Below are 17,514 nucleotides of genomic sequence, written 5' to 3' on the forward strand. Positions count from 1 at the left end.
AGCCCTGTGCAAATCGTAATGATCCTGGTTCCGGTCATGCTGATCCTGGTGGCACTAGGCATCCTGCTGTTCTCCTGGGCCGTCAAGAACGGCCAGTACGATGACCTTGATGGACCGGCCCATCGCATCCTTTATGACGATGACAAAGACATGATCCCGGACGACGCCAAACAGCCCAAGCAGGATGCCAACTCTGCCGAGGAACCGGGCGACAGCCACAAATCCTGATGGGCGAAGAACTTTACCTGAGTTACTCCAGTGCCTTCCTGATTGGTCTGCTCGGCAGCACCCATTGCCTGAGTATGTGCGGAGGGATCAGCGCATCCCTGTCCATGGCACTGCCTGTTGGCCGGGGCTTTCGTGTTCGCCAGACCGGTATGCTGCTCGCCTTCAATGGCGGTCGGATTGGCAGCTATGCGGCGATTGCCGCCCTGATCGCGCTGCTGAGCACCAGCGCCTCGGCCTATTGGACACAACTTGGCCCGATACTTCGAACAATGGCGGGGATCCTGCTGATCCTGATGGGACTGTCCATGGGGCAGTGGTGGCAAGGCATCCGCTACGTGGAGCGCATCGGCGCCCCGGTCTGGAAACGGCTATCACCGCTCACCGCTCGGGTGCTCCCGGTGCATCATTTCCACCAGGCGCTCGTCCTCGGCGCGCTCTGGGGCTGGCTGCCCTGCGGGCTGGTCTACAGCACCCTGGGCTGGGCCGCCCTGCAACCCTCGGTGGGTAGCGCCGCCACCACCATGTTGTTCTTCGGCCTCGGCACTCTGCCGTCCATGCTGGCCACCGGTTACGCCGCCACCTGGATACGAAAACTGCGGGAACACCAACACTTCCGGCAGATCGCCGGGCTACTGCTGATCGGTTTCGGTATCTGGACCCTTCCTGTCACCGCCCTTCTGCATACAGGTCACGGATAGGCAAGGGCCGGACTGCTGGCTCGAACCGGTCAGATATTGAGCACATCCAACCGTCCGAAATCAGGTGTTTGCGGCTCGACAGTCCCGGCACTTTGGCCCGGCGCAGAATGGCGATGACCCTCGCGGAAGTTATACAGGGAGGTATCGGCGAGGTGTGACGGCTCAACGTTACACATGGCCCGGAACATGGTTTCCAGGCGCCCCGGGTGCTGCTTGTCCCAGGTCTGGAACATGTCCTTGATCACCTGTCGTTGCAGGTTCTCCTGAGAGCCACAGAGATTGCAGGGAATGATCGGGAACTCGCGCAAGCGAGCATAGCGCGCAATGTCTTTCTCCCGACTGTACGCCAACGGACGAATCACCGTGTTCCGACCGTCGTCACTGTGAAGAACCGGTGGCATGGATTTCAGCTTGCCACCGTAAAACATATTCAGGAACAGCGTTTCCAGAAGATCATCCCGGTGGTGCCCCAAAGCAATCTTGGTAACACCGTGTTCTTCCGCAAAATTATAGAGAATTCCACGACGTAGGCGGGAACAAAGTCCGCAGGTGGTCTTCCCTTCCGGCACTTTTTCCTTAACAATACTGTAGGTGTCCTTCTCGATGATGTGATACTCAATATCAAGAGCCGAAAGGTATTCAGGCAGCACCTCCTCCGGGAAGCCGGGCTGCTTCTGGTCCAGGTTCACGGCAATCAGCTCGAAGCGCACCGGCGCGCTTTTCTGAAGATTCTGAAGGATATCGAGCATGGCGTACGAGTCCTTGCCACCAGACAGGCAGCACATGACTTTATCACCCGCTTCGATCATCGAGAAATCAGCAATCGCCTGCCCCATTTCCCGGCGCAGGCGCTTCTGCAGCTTGTTCAGTTCCAGTTTCTGCTTGCGCTCCGCTTCAGGAGCCTGGGCGGTTTCGGAGTTGGCGGTTATAGCTTCGGGCATAGGAAAACGTCGTTCATAAGGTCAGTGAGCGTCGGATTATACGCGTGCAAAAGTTCCAGGGACAGGATACAGACATGGATATGTTAGACACAAAATCGGAAGCCACTGGTAAACGCGAATTCAACCGTATTCGCAATCGCAGTGCCATACTTGACGCAGCGCGGGAATGCTTCCGCGAACGCGGATACGACAACTCCACCATCCGCGATATCGTACGCCGCACTGGCCTGGCGGCAGGCACGTTCTACAACTATTTTTCCAGCAAGCAGGACATTTTCGCCGCCCTGCTGGCAGACTTTTTAAGTGGCCTGAATCACAATCTCGCTGAATGCCGAAAGGCCGCCAGTTCTGCCGAAGACTTCATCTACTTTGCGTATCTGTCGCTGTTCCGGGCCACCGCCAGCGACCCATTGGTTTACGAGCTCGCGCATCGTAACGACCGTGCCATTCGTGAACTGTTCGGCTCGGACATTCTCGGGCTTGCCATGCTCTCCCTCGAGGACGATATCAAAAACGCGGTTGAACGCGGCCTGTTGCCGAAGATGGACGAAGAATACCTGTGCGCTGCCTTTTTCGGTGTGGGTTACGAGCTTAGCCTGCGCCTGGCCTACCGCGCCCACAACCGGCCCGCCGAGGCTGAGGCCGAAGCCAGGAACGCCACCCGGTTTGCGACCAACCTGTTTCTGAAGGGGCTGGAGCGGGACATGCCTCTTCCGTAACGGCGCCCTCTCGCCTAACATTGGGACATGAATCAACCTGATACCGCAACACAGGGCGCAACGGCACTGGATGCTGACGCTCCCAATGAGACGCTAAACTTTCAGATTCAGCATCTGCTGGTTGCCACTGAGCATATCCTTCGTCGGCACCCAGCCGGAATCAACGAACTGGGCCTTATCAAAACCCTGCAAAAGCCGCCCTGGGAGCTGATCAGTGAGGTTAACTTTGGTGAACCGGACAAGCTCTATCCGGTTCATTTCCTGCTGTTCCATGTGCTGTACCGGCTACGGGATCAGCTCGCCACCGGCGGCGAAACCCTGACCATTTCGCCATTGGTGATCCAACTCCGGAAGAGCTCTGTGGTTGCAGGCGCAGGTGTGCCCGACAGCATGGACGAACTGCGGAATTTTTACCTGGACCTGTCCAAGTACGAACTGCCGGAAGACGCCATAAACCGGATGATGGACGATTTCTGGGCCGGGCGAAGTGGCAACCGACCCGCCGCCAAAGAGGTGACAGAAGCCGCAGAAATCCTCGGTTTTGAGTCCGTTCCGCCTGGCTTCGACGACATCAAACAACGCTTCCGGCGGGCAGTTATGCAGGCGCATCCGGACCGGGGTGGTGAAACCGAAACCATCCAGGACCTGAACCAGGCCTTCGCCGTGCTCAAGGCACATTTTCGGACCTGATTGCACCAGTTTTCCCGATTTCTAGGACACTCCAATGGCACAAAGAATGATAACCCGATCTCTCCTGCTCTTGCCGATCACCGCGTTCGCGTTGACTGCCAATGCCGATCTGGTAGTGCTTCAGTACCACCATGTCAGTGACTCGACACCGTCATCCACCAGTACCTCGATATCCCTGTTCCAGGGGCAGTTGGATATGATTGAAGGCCTCGGACTGGAGGTCGTTCCGCTTGAATCGGGGACCCGCGCAGCACTGGCGGGTGAGCTGAGCGACAGGTCCCAGATTGCCATCACCTTTGATGATGCCTACGAATCCGTCTATTCACACGCGGCGCCAGCCCTGCAAGAGCGGGGGTATGAGTACACCATATTCGTCAATACCGAGGCAGTGGGCAGCCATGGCTATATGACCTGGGATCAGTTGCAGGAAGTCGGAGACCGCGACGGCGTGACCATCGCCAACCACAGCAGGGACCACGGCCACCTCGCGAAACGCCCTGGTGAATCCGATAGCGACTGGGAGGCACGTGTCGATCGCAGCCTGGACGGCGCCCAGGAAACACTCTCCGAAAAACTGGGGACCAACGTTCCGATGTTTGCCTATCCCTACGGTGAGTTTGACGACGCGTTATTACGCAAGATTGAGGCACGCGGCTGGCTCGGCTTTGGACAGCAATCCGGCGCCATCGGGGAGACTTCCGCCGTCACACGTTTGCCCCGATTCCCGGTGGCGAACGCCTACGGACAACTAAACAGCCTTGAAGACAAATTACGCAGCAAGGCGCTGCCGGTCGATGCCAGCCAACTGCCGGACGGCATTATCTCAGAGAACCCGCCCACCCTCTCGTTTTCCGTACCGGAAACCATCAACGTGGACCGACTGAGCTGCTTTGCCTCCGGCCAGGGGCGGGTAGACTTCCAGGTATCAGGTGGGGACAGAGTCATTCTGCAGGCGCCGAAAAGCTTTAACAGCCGTCGCTTTCGCTACAACTGCACCCATCCGGCCCCCGATGGCAGCTATTATTGGCTGTCACAGCAATGGCTGGACCTGAGCCAGCCGGAAGACTGAACGTCACTCGCCAGCGCGGGAGAGACTGAGTTCACCGGTACGGGTGTGAGGGATGGCCTTAGGCCCGTACTTGCCCTCAATAACCGTCTGCCCCGCCAGATCCGCCTCGCGGGTGAAGATCACCATCCAACGCTCACCCCGGCTCGGAAACACCGGAATGTAAGCGTGAAGGTAGCCGTACTGATACCAGGATTCAGGAACATAGCTGGCCACCAGATCGGTCACGATTCGAACCGGGGCGAACGAGGCATCAAGAAACGCCACTGAGGGCACAAACATTCCTTCGTGGTTGAACGACCTGAGGTGGAGGATGAAATCGGTAGTTTGCTCCGCCGGCGGCAGCCTGACCAAGCGGTAGTGGCTGTCACCCGTGCTGAACGAATGGCGCGGGGCGTTGTCACCCATTGAAACTCCGAATTCACGACCTTCCTGCCATTGCTCTGGCTCCGACCGTTCCAGCGCCTGACAGCATTGCCCTGCCCATTGCTGGAAAAAGCTCTCCTCTCCGGGATCAATTCCCAGGACTGCCATGGCTTCGGGGTCAGCATCTTCCGGCAGGCCCGGCGGCCCGATTGTTTCCCCCGGCTGGTGGATACTGGCCTCCGTCAGTTGAATCGGCGGCTTGATACGCCCCTTCTCGACAGCGGTGCGGGTATCCGGCTGGTAATAGCTGACACGAATGTTGCCCTGAGCGTCCCGCCAGGTGAAATAGGGCTTGGGTTCGCCCGGACGAACATAGCCATCTTTTTCAAGCTGATTGCCATCAGGATAGTTCTCGAGGTTGTACTCTTCGTGATATCCGCCAGACGAGGTGTCGCCGGCCGGTGTTGGTTCGACAGCGCTGGCCCGGGAAGCACCGTCGCCCTTTGCTTCCGTGCTCTCGCCCCCATCCCTGTCACCGGAACTCTGCGGTATCGGCGAATGACGTACCCGCCCCTGCTCGTCCACCCAGGTAAAATAGCCTTCACGGCTTCCGGACGAATCGGAGCCTGACAACTGGCAACCATGCAGCACCAGCGCCAAGCAGGCAACAACCATAAAACGGCTTTTCGGCATCGGGGCACAACACCCTGTTCGCAAGCGCATTCGCGTCAGAATTTGGTACGGAAACTGAGACCCGCCATCACAACCCGCAGTGATGTCTTCACATCCAGCCCCGCATAAGGGTTGTAAATGATATTGGTTATGTTGTCACAGTTTAAGTTACAGCTACCGTTGGCTGGAATTGTTTCCACTGAGTGCAGATAGCTCAGGTTCATGTCGATCTCGGTATCCTTGTCCCACTGGTAACCCATGCCAACACTGTAGAGATTTGCGCCACCGAACGGCGCCATGATTTGGCGCTGGTCGTCCGGAATGACAGAGTCGCGAATTTCCATGCCGGCCCGCAAATCAAGGCGCGAAGAGGCGTGAAACTCCAGCCCGAAGCCCCAGTTCCATTGATCAGTGAAGCCCAGCGGCAATCTCAGGGTGTTGGAAGTGGCGTTCTGTGGTGACAGGATCCGCGCGGCGTTCAGGAACTCCAGGTTACGATCAAACCGGAATACGAACGCATCCCACTGTTTGTAGTCCGTCCAGCCCACATCCACGTTGACCGTCAACTTGGGATGGACATCCACACTGATGCCAGTCTGGAAATGCTGCGGATACGTCAGGTCCATGGAGACGTTACCCGCTTCCCTTGGGGCGCCGGACGGCAAGCTCAGGATAGCGGAGGTGATTGCACCCAGCACCGAGCCGTTTACGCTCTGCCAAAAGCCGGACCAGTCGTCGGTGTACTCGATCTCAAAAGTACCCTTCATGTTCATGTCGGCTTCCGAGGTATAACTCGCCCCCCAGGTGAACCATTCCGTTGGCTCCCACATCACACCCAGCGCGTAGGTGGGTGACAGGGTTTCCTGCACGTTGATGCTCAAGGCACCAATGTCGTCCCAGGGACCGACATTACCCCCGCAAAGGGCCAGCCAGGGCTGCAGGGGCTCATCGCCACTTTCACAGTTGAACGCGTCCTGGAGCACCTCTGCGACACCCAGCAGCATGTTGGGCGCACGCATGTACTGGTCCGCGGCAATCCCCATGTGCGACAGATGGATGCCGGCACCCACTGACCACTCGTCGTTAATTTTGTACCCAACGGTTGGCGACAGATAGGTTGTCCGCTGCAGGGCGGTTGCCTGTGGCATATAGCGACCCGGGTCGTCCTTATCGCGATAGAAACCGGCGGCCAGCGGCAAGTAGAAGGCATTGCCAAAGGTCAGTTTGGACCCCGGCGGGTTGATGCTGATACCGGCCGACGGCGCGATGGCAGGGCCTGGCGGCGCGCGCAATATGCCAAACCCCGGAAGATACAGGGCAACATTGTTGGTATGACTGTGCTTGTTGGCGACCGGATCTTTCTGCTTACCGGTGAGAGGGTCTGTCTCCAGGCCGTCGATACCGAAAATCTCGTACCCATCCGGCGCGTGAAAATCAGCGTCAATGTCCAGGTAGACACTCATCAGGTTGACTTCAAGTTGACGCCCATCCAGCCTGGTCAGCCCCGCCGGGTTGTAATGAATGGCCATAATGCCCGGTGGATCGGCTGTAACCGCATTACCCAGAGCCAGCGCCTTCGGATGGATGGTCAGGTTCTGCGCCAGCTGCGCCTCGACACCACAGGTCACCGAGGCCGCCATCATGGCAGCGGCAATCTGTCTTTTGTGGCTGGTTATTCCCATGAAATCTTCCCTTCCCGTAAAACGTCAGAGGCTGAACTCACTCTTTGAGACCTGAGAACCGGATGGGCAGGGACACGCCCAGCGAGAAATCAGGTGCGTCTTCGGTAAGGCCAATACCAAGGCTGGTGTTCACGATGGTGGTATCACTCACGCGGGTACCCAGCGACATACTGAGGAAGCCACTCATCTGGTCCTGAGCAACGGCCTGAGTACCATCGCTGAAGGACAGGATGGTCTGGTCGCTGTAACTCAACTGGGCGGAGATGCTGAGGGAAATGTCGTAGGACAGCGAGTAGGCGAAACCGGCGGAGCCGGAAAGCCCGAAGCCGGGCTCAAGTTCCTGCAACACCCTGGCGCCCCGGACTTGCTGGAGGTCCCGCTCAGGAAGGTTATAGGTAGCGCTGGTAGACCCGAACACTACCACCGGGTCCAGCACCTTTGAGAAACTTACGCCGCCGGCAACCGAATAGTAGCCGCTGCCGGTGGACAACTGCTCGTCGATATCAATCTCGTAGGGACTGACCCCCGTCTTGGTTGTAAAGGTGCCGAAAACCGTCGTGGACATCTTGCCCGGAACATAGGCAAAGGGCTGCCAGCGGGCGGTTGCTGATATATCACCAAAATCGTAGATATTCAGTTCATCCTGAGTATCGTATTTAACCACCAGGGGTATCCGCGCACCGACAGTCAGGTTGTCCAGCAGGCCATAATCGTAGGAAAACGCATTGGTGAAATTGTGAGTTGCGGACGGCACCACATCGAGACTTTCTACCGAACCACCGGTAATAGACAGGTCAAGACGCTGGTCACCGGTGTAGGAGTAGTCAAACGAGTAATTGAGGGAGTGGGTACCCTTCTTCTGCAACGAATAGCTGGTCTCGGCCGCCTGGAACACCTCTTCCAGCTGCTTGGATGAATCCTCATCACCCTCCTGCCTGGCAAGCGCCTCCCTCGCCTCGTCTACGTTTCCTTCCTGCGACAATGCCATGGTTGGTAAAAGGCCAGTCACGGAAAAAAGGATAAAACCTCGCACTAACCAACGATTCATCCTGACTCCCTTATTTCTAATTGTATTGGTTCCTGTGTGCCGGCTTTGCGCCCGGCACGTTAATGGCGCCGGTAAAACAGCTGCTTCCGGGTATTCTCAACGCTGCCGTCCGGATTATTCTTCTGGCGCTCCAGCATGTTTCTGATCCGGCGTTCCGTGGATTCATGGAATTCGGGTAGTTTCTGTAACGCCAACAGCGTCATTGTCTGGTCATCCACAAACCGGAGGTCTTCTTCTTTCAATTCCAAATAGTCCAGCGGCTTGTCACTGCCGGGGAATACAATAAAGAGCACGTTGTCGTCCCAGTTCTCCTCAAACTGGGCGAGCGTGAAGGAGATGTTGCCGACCGCCGGATCAGCGAGATAAACCCGACCATCGCGAATGGTCCGAAGCACCACGAAGTGTTTGAAACCCGCGTGCTGAATGGGCACGATGGCCGGGTGATCGAGATCAATCAGGTCATCAATCGTGGCGCGAAATCCGCCAGAGGGGTAACCAAGGGCGGTGACCAGGCGCTTCATATCGAGCATCGAAAAAGCGCGGCGCTGGACGATTCGCTCACTTTCGCCGTAGTGAAGCAGCCCCTCCATGACTTGCCGCTCACCAAGGTTTCTACCGAGGTAAAAGTTCAGAACCGTGGTCAGCGCGGCACTGCCGCAGCTGTAGTCGTAGGCCTGACGAACAATGTTGCGGAACTTCTGCTCGACGAGGGGTTCAACGCGGGTGTCGGTTCTCAACTCAACGGGGCTGGTGTCAAAATCCTGCTCAATCACAATGGTGCCCTGTTCATAAGGCTCCACGACGACCGCCTCCTGGGCCATGGTGAAAGTGAGGATGGATCCGGCGAGTACCAGCAGCATGGTCAGACGAAGTCCCTGTTATTATTAGACATCACGTTTTCCGAGTTACATCTTGTTACGGTAAGATACCGAAATCGCTAACGCCTTAAAGATAACTGTGCCTCAAATCTGCCGCTGCAGAAGAGGCCCTCCCCGCCGGTTTTGAGAACTGGTTCATGCCCCTCAAATCGGGACAGCCCGCAGTTGACGCAGAGCAACAAAGCCGGTATCACATTCCTTGCCACTGTCTGACACCAATTACTGAAGATCCTGATGACAACAACACTGAATCCGGGACAACTGACGTTCATCGCTGCCAAAAACCAGAGCCCACAACCACCACCCGCCCTTTTACATCGGGAAAAATTCAACGACCTTCTCCACGGCCTGGAACCGGTAAGCCTGCTGTTGGTGCACGCGCCCGCGGGCTATGGCAAAACCACCACCGTGGCGGACCGTCTTGGGGCACTGGAGGCCACCAGTGCCTGGTATCGCCTGGAAGTGGGCGATAACGACCCGGCCCGGTTTGCGGGCTACCTGGCCAAGGCGATTGAAGTTGCTGCACCCGCAAGCTGCAAGGCCACGCTGCGGAGGTTGCAGGAGAAGGGGTACGACAATCTGGAGAGCTTTCTCACCGACCTTCTGGCCGAGCTTCCCCTGGAAGGGCTGGACGGGGATCCGCTGTATCTGGTGCTGGACGACTACCACCTGATTGACAACGAGGCCATCCACAACGCACTGCGCTTCCTGCTGAGGCATCAACCCGCCTGCCTGACGCTCGTCCTGATCACCCGGACGGTGCCACCCATCGGCGTCGCGCAACTGAGAATGCAGGGACGGATGACCGAGATCACCTCACGGGACCTGGCTTTCGGTGCCGACGAAGCACAGAGCTACTTCGACAGCCGATTGCCGTTTGAAATTTCGCGGGAAAGCATGGAGCGGGCGGTGAGACGGGTTGAAGGATGGGTATCGGCGCTCCAGCTTCTGTCCGCGTCCGCACTGACCAGCATCGAATTCAACGACTTCGTCGACCAGCTTGAGTACGGCAACCAGCACATCTTTGACTACTTCGACGAACTGGTTGGGCAGGGGCTGACGGAACAGCAGCGAACATTCCTGCTGCGAACCAGCATACTGGACCGCTTCAACGCGCGGATGGTCATGCGGGTTATGGACGACAGCAACGGCCAGGCCCTGCTGAGCAGCCTTCTCTCCATGGGGCTGTTTATCACGCCCGTGGACAATTCCGCCCTGTGGTTCCACTACCATCCACTGTTTTCCGTCTACCTCCAGCACCTTTTGACCTGCACCACCGAAGAGAACCGCCAACAGCTGCACCAGCGGGCCAGTGACGCCTGGCTGGAACTGGACCACGCTGAAGAGGCCGCCCGCCACGCCATCGCCGCCGACGATGCGGACCGTATCACTCGCGTACTGACCATTCACGGCCGCAAGTTTTTCACCGAAGGCCAGTTTATCCTGCTGCAGCGGTGCCTCGACGCCCTGCCCCAGGATGTGATTGCCCAGGATCCAACGCTGACCCTGCTCAGGGCCTGGGTGGCCCAGGGCCAGTACAAGTTTGACGAGGTTGAAAACTGGTTATCGGCTGCGGAGACCCGCCTGGAAGCGTCCATGACCGAGGACACTCAACGCGCCGTACATGGTGAGTTCAGTGCCATTCGTGCCCAGGTCGCGATGAATTACGGGGATGGAGAGCGCGCCCTGGTACTGGCCCGGGAGGCTATCGACCAGGAAGCCCGCTACCTGCCCACTTCCCGGGTTGCAGCGGCCTCGGTCATCGGGGAAGCGCTGTTTGTGCAAGGGGAACTGGAAGAAGCCCTCGCACGCATGCAGGAAACCGAACACCTTGCCCGGGCTCACCAGGCCCACCAGAACGTCATATGGGCGCTGTGCCAGCAGTCAGAAATCAGTGTTGCCATGGGCTTATTGCAGAAGGCCTATAACATCCAGGAGCGGGGCTTCCAGTACGCCGAGGAAAACCACCTCAACCACCTGCCGATACTGGAATTCCTGTTCCGCATCCGCAGTCAGATCATGTGGGAATGGCACCACCTGGAAAATGCCGAGCGGTGTGCGCTCCAGGGCATCGAAATACTGGAAGCCCAGGGCGAGCGCTGGTACGTGCAAAGCTATACATCGCTGGCCAAGGTGGCCCACGCCAGGGGCCGGCAAAGCCTCTGTGCGGACTACATCGCCAAGATGCAGAAGATGCTTGCCTCCGGCGACTATCATCTGGACTGGGTCGCCAATGCCCATGCCACCATGCTCGCCTACTGGGATGCCGTTCGGGACCGCGAAGCCATCCAACGCTGGCTGACCATCGCTCCGCCTGTCGACCCCGCCACCGCGACCAACCACTTCAATCAGTGCAACGGCCGCAACCGGGCGCGGGCGTATATGAGTCTGGGTTTGTACAGCAAGGCTCAGCCTCTGCTGACAGGGCTGCAAGCCGTAGCGGAAGAAGTGGGACTGAAAACCGACCTCAACCGCAACCATATCGCCCTGGCACTGCTCTACTGGGACACCGAAGACCGCGAGAACGCTCTGAAGCACATGGTGGCTGCGCTCCAACTGGCCAGTACCACCGGGGCCGTTGGCAGCTTCCTGCGTATGGGCAAGGTATTGATCGTGATCCTGAAAGCACTGATCAATGACGAAGCCATTGACGGCATGGAACTGCAGCGGGCGGAACGCCTGATCCAGTTGGCTCAACAACAACGGGATTTCAGCCGCGCCATCCGGATTTCCCTGGATGAAGCCATCATCCAGGATATTATCGACCGGCCGGATGTGCCGGAACTGATCCGCACATCACCGCTAACCCGCCGGGAATGGCAGATACTCAGCCTGATTCATGCCGGCCTGTCGAATGACCAGATCGCCGAACACCTGAAAGTCGCCTCCACGACGGTGAAGACGCACATCCGCAGCCTCTACCAGAAGCAGAACATCAGCCATCGGTCAGAAGCCATTGAACTGGCCAAAGACCTGCTCAGCAAGATTCAAGGGGAGTGATCGCGGATCAGTCTTCGGCGCATTTCACGCAGACGGTGGTATAGGGCAGGACCTGCAGGCGCCGTGGGTCAATGTCTTCGCCGCACCCTTCACATTCGTCCCCGCGCCCTTCAGCAAGGCGTTCAAGGGCGTGTTCGATCTGGGCCAGCTCGTTGCGGGTTTCCGTTTCCAGTGAATCGACCACTTCGTCGTTCTGGGTCTGCACGGCCTGTTCTTCGAAGTCTTTCTCCAGCGCGCCACCCTGGCGATGCTGGTGGGCCTCATACTTTGACAGGCGTGCCTTAAGGTCAGCACGCAGGGTTTCCAGTTCCGATTTGCGATTACTCATTGGGTGGGGCCTCCCCCGTCGGTTCAATTCCGGATGATGACTTACTACAGTAAAGCATAAGACAGTCAATCGCAGCACCGCGTGGAATATGTCACTATTCCCGGCTTTATGATTAACGGAGAGACACACCATGCTCTACACCACGGTAGCTGCCCTGGCGGCTGCACTCGGTCTGTTCACCTGGCTGGGACTACGGGCGCGCCTGGCCGATGGCGGCCTGGATGATTTCGTGACTGCCCGCAACAGTCAGGGCGCCCGGGCACTCGGGCTATCCTTCCTGGCGTCGGGCATGGGCGGCTGGATACTCTTCGCGCCCCCAGAGGTGGGTGCCCTGGTGGGGCCAGTGGCATTGGCCGGTTACGCCCTGGGCGCTGCGCTGCCCTTTATCGTGTTTGCTTTCTGCGGCCCGGCCATTCGCCGTTACCTGCCCGAGGGCCGCAGCATTGGCGAGTTTGCCCAGGCCTGCTACGGCACATCAGTACGCCGCTACGTGTCGCTGATATCCGTGCTTTACATGCTGTGTTTCCTCACCGCCGAACTCACCGCCATTGGTGCCATCACGTCGTTACTTTCAGGCGTAAATGGCAACCTTGCAGTGCTCGGCGTGGCCATTGCCACATTGATATACACCACCTGGGGTGGCCTGCGAGCCAGCATCGTCACGGACCAGTGGCAGGCGTTCCTACTGATCGGGCTACTGGCCATTGTCGGATTCGTGGCAATGGACCGGCTACCGGAACTGCAAATGGCTGACGCCCCCTCCGCGCCAGTAGGCAGTGCCTTGGGCGTAGCCCTGACACTGGTGATCGCCGTAACCGCCGCTAACCTGTTTCACCAAGGCTACTGGCAGCGCCTGTGGTCCGCCCGTGATACCTCGGCATTACGCAGCGGCGCCTTGTTGGGCGGCCTGGTGACCATTATCGTGGTTGCCGTGGTCGGCGGCCTGGGCATTGCAACTGCCATGAGCGGTGCAGATCTCGGTTCTCCACCCATTCCCTTCTTTGCCTTGCTGTCCGGCGCCCCCGCATGGCTGACGATTCCCGCCCTGGTATTGGCCCTCACGTTAGTCGCCTCGTCCGTGGACACACTTCAGAACGCCCTCGCCTCCCTGGCAGTGACCGAAAAACAAGGGCTCTCCATCATATCGGCACGATGGGTGACCGTCCTCCTGATGATTCCTGTGGTGATTGTGGCACTCCAGGGCGTCTCGGTACTGAGACTGTTCCTGATCGCCGACCTGCTCTGCGCCACGGCAGTGATACCGGTATTGATGGGGTTGTGGAAACGCATGACTACCACCGCAGCCGTATTCGGTGGCCTTGCTGGTCTCGCGGGCGCGATCATTCCTGGATGGGTGACCGGTGGCAGCCTGACGGCAGGTGTCCTGGCCGCCAGCTTCCCCGGTGGCATTCCCACCTTGGAGCCATTCCTGGGTGCCCTGGCCGCTTCGGCTGTGGTCAGTTTGGCGATAACGCTGGTTTGGGGGCGGAAAAGCAACTGATCGCCTCTTAGTCGACTCACCGAAAGCAGGGAAAGTGGTCGACACGGCCACTTTCCCAACACTCCACCCTGGATGAGAATTCAGGAACTGATTGACCCAACGAGGTTTTCTGCCTAATTTGAACAGAAGTCAAATTGAAGTTAAATACTGCCCAGCAGAGTCGGTAATGGGAGAACGAGAATGGGGTTCTTTGGCATTTTAGCCATTGTTGTCATTGTAATATTGCTCATTCCGTCAAACTCGTTCGAGTCCAAGGCCATCCGGCTGGCTATGGATGCGTTACAAAGGACGAGCAGCACGGTACCTGAGAGTTCAGCTGAATACTTTCCGCCGCCCGGGGTAATGAAGGCAACGCTAAAGGAAAACTTTTGTCCCAGCCAAATGAAATTGTCACTACAGCGAGATTACGGTGCAGCCAAAGCTGAACATGCTGCCTATCATCTACTCGACATTGTGGGCCACTTATTCCTGCAGAATTCAAAGCCTGACATGAGTACATGGTGCCTTTCTGCAAGAGATACTTTAGGGGCCCACTTCGAGTAGGTATTTAACAAACTGTTGTAGTTCGGGCCTCCGACCCTACACCGGACTCCCATTTCGCTTCGCTACATGTACGCAGCTAAACGAAGGCGATAAGAGTTGCTGGGAAATTGGTTGTGGAGACCAAATCCAAATGTTCGCCAGGGGAAACTATGAAGCGTTACACCGCGCCCATGTCCAACACACTTCCGGATAAGCACGGTGATCGCCTCACCAAGGAAGCTCTAGAACAACTTGCGGCATCGGTCCGGATGTCGCTCATCCCGATTAACATAGAGCACGATCCTAGGGGTGGTCCGTGCGGTAGAGTGATATCAGCGGAAGTACGCGAAAGGACAGATGGCGAATATGAAGTCGTAGCCGAGATGGAAGTATTCGAAGGTCAGATTGAAGAGCTGTCGGACGGTCGGGAGATCGTGCAGAACCGCGTGGACAAATCTGAAAGCGTAAGCATCATTTGGGACAGAAGCTACTTGAGTGATGTAGATCAGAGCACGATCCAGGAACTGACGCACATCTTGAAAGGATCCTCAAGCCAAGAGCACAAGAAGTCTGTAGAGCCGCTTAGCATTTTCTGGGTGGTGGGCGGCTTTATGGGATTGGTTGGCTCATCCCTTGCGGCTGGTTTTTTCGGGAAGATGGGGGCGGATGCTTGGGATGCATTGAGAAGCAAGCTATCAACGCTCATGAAGCGGAAGGCGGAGTCGCATGACGAGTATCTTCTGATATTCGCATTTCAAGTGCGCCAGTCAGAAGGAGAGCATATCGTCGAGGTGGAGGTATGCATCGAAAATCCTCAAGGGCAAGATATTGATAACTTTCTAGGGGAAGGTATCAATATTCTTGATACTGTAGTGCCTGCATACATAGAAGCTGAGACTAAGCTCCGGAAGCTGTTTTTTGTGTATGGGAGCGGTGGGTTAGAGCTGCAGTATGGCGTCAGACGCGACTGCGCCTCCATTAAATTCAACCGTTCGACAAGGCAAGTGCTTGAAAGGCAACTGCTGCGGGGCGCACAAGATTATGCAGCCGACACTCGTACTTCGCGCGGCTGATGGAGTGCGTCAGGCACTATGTATGGACACTGACCAGATGGTTCAAAAGGTCCTTGAGGAACTGCGGGAGAATGCGACAGCTAGCGAGGGTGGATCAATTTATGACGAGCGGGACAGGGCGCTCCAAGATATAGAGCATTCGTTAAATCCAAGGAAGTATCGTGCGAAATATTGACCTGTTTAACCTACATGTTGCCGAAGTGCTCGGAATTTGCTTTGAGAGCTTTCCTGTGAGGCCAGATATAAGGTACGAGGATCTTGGTAAATGCGTTTATCAAAGGTACGCATCTGGAACTGATGAAGAGCTTTCCTACAATGCGCAGGAGTACGAAGAGCTTGCAGCTGCGACAGTAAATTGGCTAACAGATGCTGGGTATTTATGGGTCGGTAAGAATGTCTATGGTGCTGTTAAAAGTGTCACGTTGACGCCCAAGAGCTTGGAGCTGTTAAATGCCACTCCCCAGGCGCTTGAAATAACGGAGTCAGTGGGAACTATTCTGGCGAATGAATCAAAAACACTTGGACGTGAGACGGCTCTATCTGTGATTCGATCTGTGCTGGCGGAAGGCGCGAGGCTTGCGTTTCCAGGCAATATTTAACCATGACAGCCAAGGCGACAGTTACTGCATTGCGGCTTCACCTACATTCTATAGCCGCGCATACTGGCCGAGTCGTTCCTGAATTCAGCCTGGATCATATTCGCGAATTGATTCACGCACCATTTCGGGTTGTCTATCTCAAGCAGGCGAAAGAGGTTGTGCTCATACGAGTCTGGCGGAGTGAGAGGCAGCTCGACTTACCAGAAAGCGAAACATAGCCGAGCCATGCACCGTAGCTGAACCCTTCGCTTCGCTGCGGCTTGCAATCGGTGATTTCGGGCATAATACACAAGGAGTAGTCACAAAAAATGGCAAGGAAGCGCAGCCAAGGTGGGCCAATTGAAACAAGATTGATTGGCCTCTTTGCATCTCTATTTTTCTCCGTGCCCACAGCAGCATTCATCTGGCTCGGGGTAAACAAGCAACTGGCTTACTCGGGTGGTTTTCTCAGCAGTAACTATCTTTTCACCTGTATCATCGTGCTCGCCGTGACAGCGTTGATACTCCCGCAACTGTTTCCGTCTATTCTTGGCAGTATCTGGCGTGGCATCCTCAAGGTCGAGCGTTGGTGGGGCTGGTAGCCTTGATCTCTGGAGCATCCAGACCAGTCTTGATAGACTTTTACTCCGGTGCAGGAAGGCACCGGAGAGTTATTATCAAAAAAGGAAGATGGAATGAAATCAGATGACAGGGAATATGTAGCTGCTGTAATCAATTTTTTCTGGCAAGGCTTGGCACAGCCTCACTCAGTGAACGAAAACTCAGCAAAAGTAATGTATGAAGCTCTCACAGAGGCGCAGTCATGTACTGCTTCAATAGATTTGGTGCCAAGACCGACCTACACTCCAGACATCAATTACATAATCAAGCAAATAGCAAAAATTGGCCAGCGAATAATGTCTGGAGACACTTCCCTTTATAATATGTGTCGGGATCAAGTTTCTGCAAATTATAAAACCCATATTCGCGCAGCCTTGTGGGGTCTTTAATATGAATAAAATTTTTATTCTAGCATTTATGTCAATTCTTCCTCTCTCGTTGTCAGCAAGCGGCAGTGATTTGCGCATAGTTTATGGAGAACTTGACTTTTATATCCCCAAAAACCCTAACTTAGTGGGATATCTTGGTACAGATAGTGAAATTCTAATCGCAAAATACAGTGACGAGCCTGGTAAAAACATTGTTGGCTTTAGTTTAGATAAGGAAGTAAATACTGGCGGCTGTAGCCCGGATGTCTTTTTTAGGTCTGTTCTAAGCAACAACGAATTCGAATGCAACGAAGAGGCCGTTGAATCTTTTCAGTACGTTTTCATGAAAAACAGAGATTCCGGTATTTGGTTAAGTGACAATAAGGAATTTTTCTATTTTATCGGATCGGATAAGTCCACGGTATTTTTCGTAGAAAAAGGCAATGATAGTAAAACTTTTAAAATAGAATCAAACTTTTTGAGCAAAGAAAGAATCAAGAAAATATTCTCAAGTTATCTTTAATTTTTCTGAAAC

19 protein-coding genes are annotated in these 17,514 nt (G+C 56.0%); 13 read left to right on the top strand and 6 right to left on the bottom strand.

The features are described from left to right. Positions 1-18: 18 nt before the first annotated feature. Both ccoS and AC13D2_RS14880 read left to right on the top strand, forming a co-directional pair. The gene (ccoS, locus tag AC13D2_RS14875) at positions 19-228 is read left to right on the top strand and encodes a cbb3-type cytochrome oxidase assembly protein CcoS (RefSeq protein WP_007153689.1); all 210 of its coding nucleotides are present in this window, start codon (positions 19-21) and stop codon (positions 226-228) included. Next, positions 228-926: a sulfite exporter TauE/SafE family protein gene (locus tag AC13D2_RS14880; protein ID WP_482938851.1), complete on the top strand. Its 699-nt coding sequence runs from the start codon at positions 228-230 to the stop codon at positions 924-926. The genes ccoS and AC13D2_RS14880 overlap by 1 nt, the downstream gene beginning before the upstream one ends. Positions 927-955: 29 nt before the next feature. On the opposite strand, the gene ttcA is transcribed toward AC13D2_RS14880, so the two are convergent. After that, a complete protein-coding gene (gene ttcA / locus AC13D2_RS14885; protein ID WP_292049329.1) occupies positions 956-1,867 on the bottom strand; it encodes a tRNA 2-thiocytidine(32) synthetase TtcA in 912 nt (303 codons plus the stop codon). A 74-nt stretch (positions 1,868-1,941) separates the two neighbouring features. On the opposite strand from ttcA, the gene AC13D2_RS14890 reads away from it, so the two are divergent. The 3 genes from AC13D2_RS14890 to AC13D2_RS14900 are packed head-to-tail and all read left to right on the top strand — an operon-like array spanning position 1,942 to position 4,345. Continuing rightward, positions 1,942-2,586, top strand: coding sequence for a TetR/AcrR family transcriptional regulator (locus AC13D2_RS14890; RefSeq protein WP_300495805.1), 645 nt, complete (start codon positions 1,942-1,944; stop codon positions 2,584-2,586). Between the two features lie 27 nt (positions 2,587-2,613). Then, positions 2,614-3,276: a DNA-J related domain-containing protein gene (locus tag AC13D2_RS14895; protein ID WP_420388994.1), complete on the top strand. Its 663-nt coding sequence runs from the start codon at positions 2,614-2,616 to the stop codon at positions 3,274-3,276. Between the two features lie 46 nt (positions 3,277-3,322). Next, positions 3,323-4,345 (top strand): polysaccharide deacetylase family protein, encoded by a 1,023-nt coding sequence (locus AC13D2_RS14900; RefSeq protein WP_482938872.1) that lies wholly within the window; start codon positions 3,323-3,325, stop codon positions 4,343-4,345. Positions 4,346-4,348: 3 nt separating this feature from the next. Here the strand turns inward: AC13D2_RS14900 and AC13D2_RS14905 are convergent, their stop codons facing one another. From AC13D2_RS14905 to AC13D2_RS14920, 4 genes are read right to left on the bottom strand one after another with little or no spacing between them, the layout of a single operon-like run. Beyond that, complete coding sequence (locus AC13D2_RS14905) at positions 4,349-5,401, bottom strand: MalM family protein (RefSeq protein WP_482938852.1); 1,053 nt, start codon at positions 5,399-5,401, stop codon at positions 4,349-4,351. 35 nt (positions 5,402-5,436) lie between these two features. Next, positions 5,437-7,062, bottom strand: a complete 1,626-nt coding sequence (locus tag AC13D2_RS14910; protein ID WP_292049335.1) for an OmpP1/FadL family transporter — start codon at positions 7,060-7,062, stop codon at positions 5,437-5,439. Positions 7,063-7,099: 37 nt separating this feature from the next. After that, positions 7,100-8,110 carry a transporter gene (locus tag AC13D2_RS14915; RefSeq protein ID WP_482938853.1) on the bottom strand — a complete coding sequence of 337 codons (1,011 nt, stop codon included), beginning with the start codon at positions 8,108-8,110 and terminating at the stop codon, positions 7,100-7,102. A gap of 59 nt (positions 8,111-8,169) precedes the next feature. Then, complete coding sequence (locus AC13D2_RS14920) at positions 8,170-8,970, bottom strand: C39 family peptidase (RefSeq protein WP_292049337.1); 801 nt, start codon at positions 8,968-8,970, stop codon at positions 8,170-8,172. 252 nt (positions 8,971-9,222) lie between these two features. On the opposite strand from AC13D2_RS14920, the gene malT reads away from it, so the two are divergent. Next, entirely contained in the window at positions 9,223-11,988 is a 2,766-nt protein-coding gene (malT, locus tag AC13D2_RS14925; protein WP_482938854.1) for an HTH-type transcriptional regulator MalT, read from the top strand. A 7-nt stretch (positions 11,989-11,995) separates the two neighbouring features. Here malT and AC13D2_RS14930 read toward each other — a convergent pair whose 3' ends face one another. Beyond that, positions 11,996-12,316, bottom strand: coding sequence for a TraR/DksA family transcriptional regulator (locus tag AC13D2_RS14930; RefSeq protein ID WP_292049340.1), 321 nt, complete (start codon positions 12,314-12,316; stop codon positions 11,996-11,998). Positions 12,317-12,446: 130 nt separating this feature from the next. Here AC13D2_RS14930 and AC13D2_RS14935 point away from each other — a divergent pair, with 130 nt between their 5' ends. The 7 genes from AC13D2_RS14935 (at position 12,447) to AC13D2_RS14965 (ending at position 17,502) form a co-directional block, all read left to right on the top strand. Beyond that, the gene (locus AC13D2_RS14935) at positions 12,447-13,817 is read left to right on the top strand and encodes a sodium:solute symporter family transporter (protein ID WP_292049341.1); all 1,371 of its coding nucleotides are present in this window, start codon (positions 12,447-12,449) and stop codon (positions 13,815-13,817) included. Between the two features lie 692 nt (positions 13,818-14,509). Continuing rightward, entirely contained in the window at positions 14,510-15,412 is a 903-nt protein-coding gene (locus AC13D2_RS14940; protein ID WP_286749613.1) for a hypothetical protein, read from the top strand. Positions 15,413-15,573: 161 nt separating this feature from the next. Continuing rightward, positions 15,574-16,011 (top strand): hypothetical protein, encoded by a 438-nt coding sequence (locus tag AC13D2_RS14945; RefSeq protein ID WP_292049342.1) that lies wholly within the window; start codon positions 15,574-15,576, stop codon positions 16,009-16,011. Positions 16,012-16,013: 2 nt separating this feature from the next. Further along, on the top strand, positions 16,014-16,229 hold the full coding sequence (locus AC13D2_RS14950) for a type II toxin-antitoxin system RelE/ParE family toxin (protein WP_339666907.1): 216 nt from the start codon (positions 16,014-16,016) through the stop codon (positions 16,227-16,229). Positions 16,230-16,319: 90 nt separating this feature from the next. Beyond that, positions 16,320-16,592 (top strand): hypothetical protein, encoded by a 273-nt coding sequence (locus tag AC13D2_RS14955; RefSeq protein WP_286748881.1) that lies wholly within the window; start codon positions 16,320-16,322, stop codon positions 16,590-16,592. Between the two features lie 93 nt (positions 16,593-16,685). Next, positions 16,686-17,000: a hypothetical protein gene (locus AC13D2_RS14960; protein ID WP_286748880.1), complete on the top strand. Its 315-nt coding sequence runs from the start codon at positions 16,686-16,688 to the stop codon at positions 16,998-17,000. 1 nt (position 17,001) lies between these two features. Then, complete coding sequence (locus AC13D2_RS14965) at positions 17,002-17,502, top strand: hypothetical protein (protein WP_286748878.1); 501 nt, start codon at positions 17,002-17,004, stop codon at positions 17,500-17,502. Positions 17,503-17,514 lie beyond the last annotated feature (12 nt).

It is taken from the genome of Marinobacter sp. B-12 (assembly GCF_056857915.1).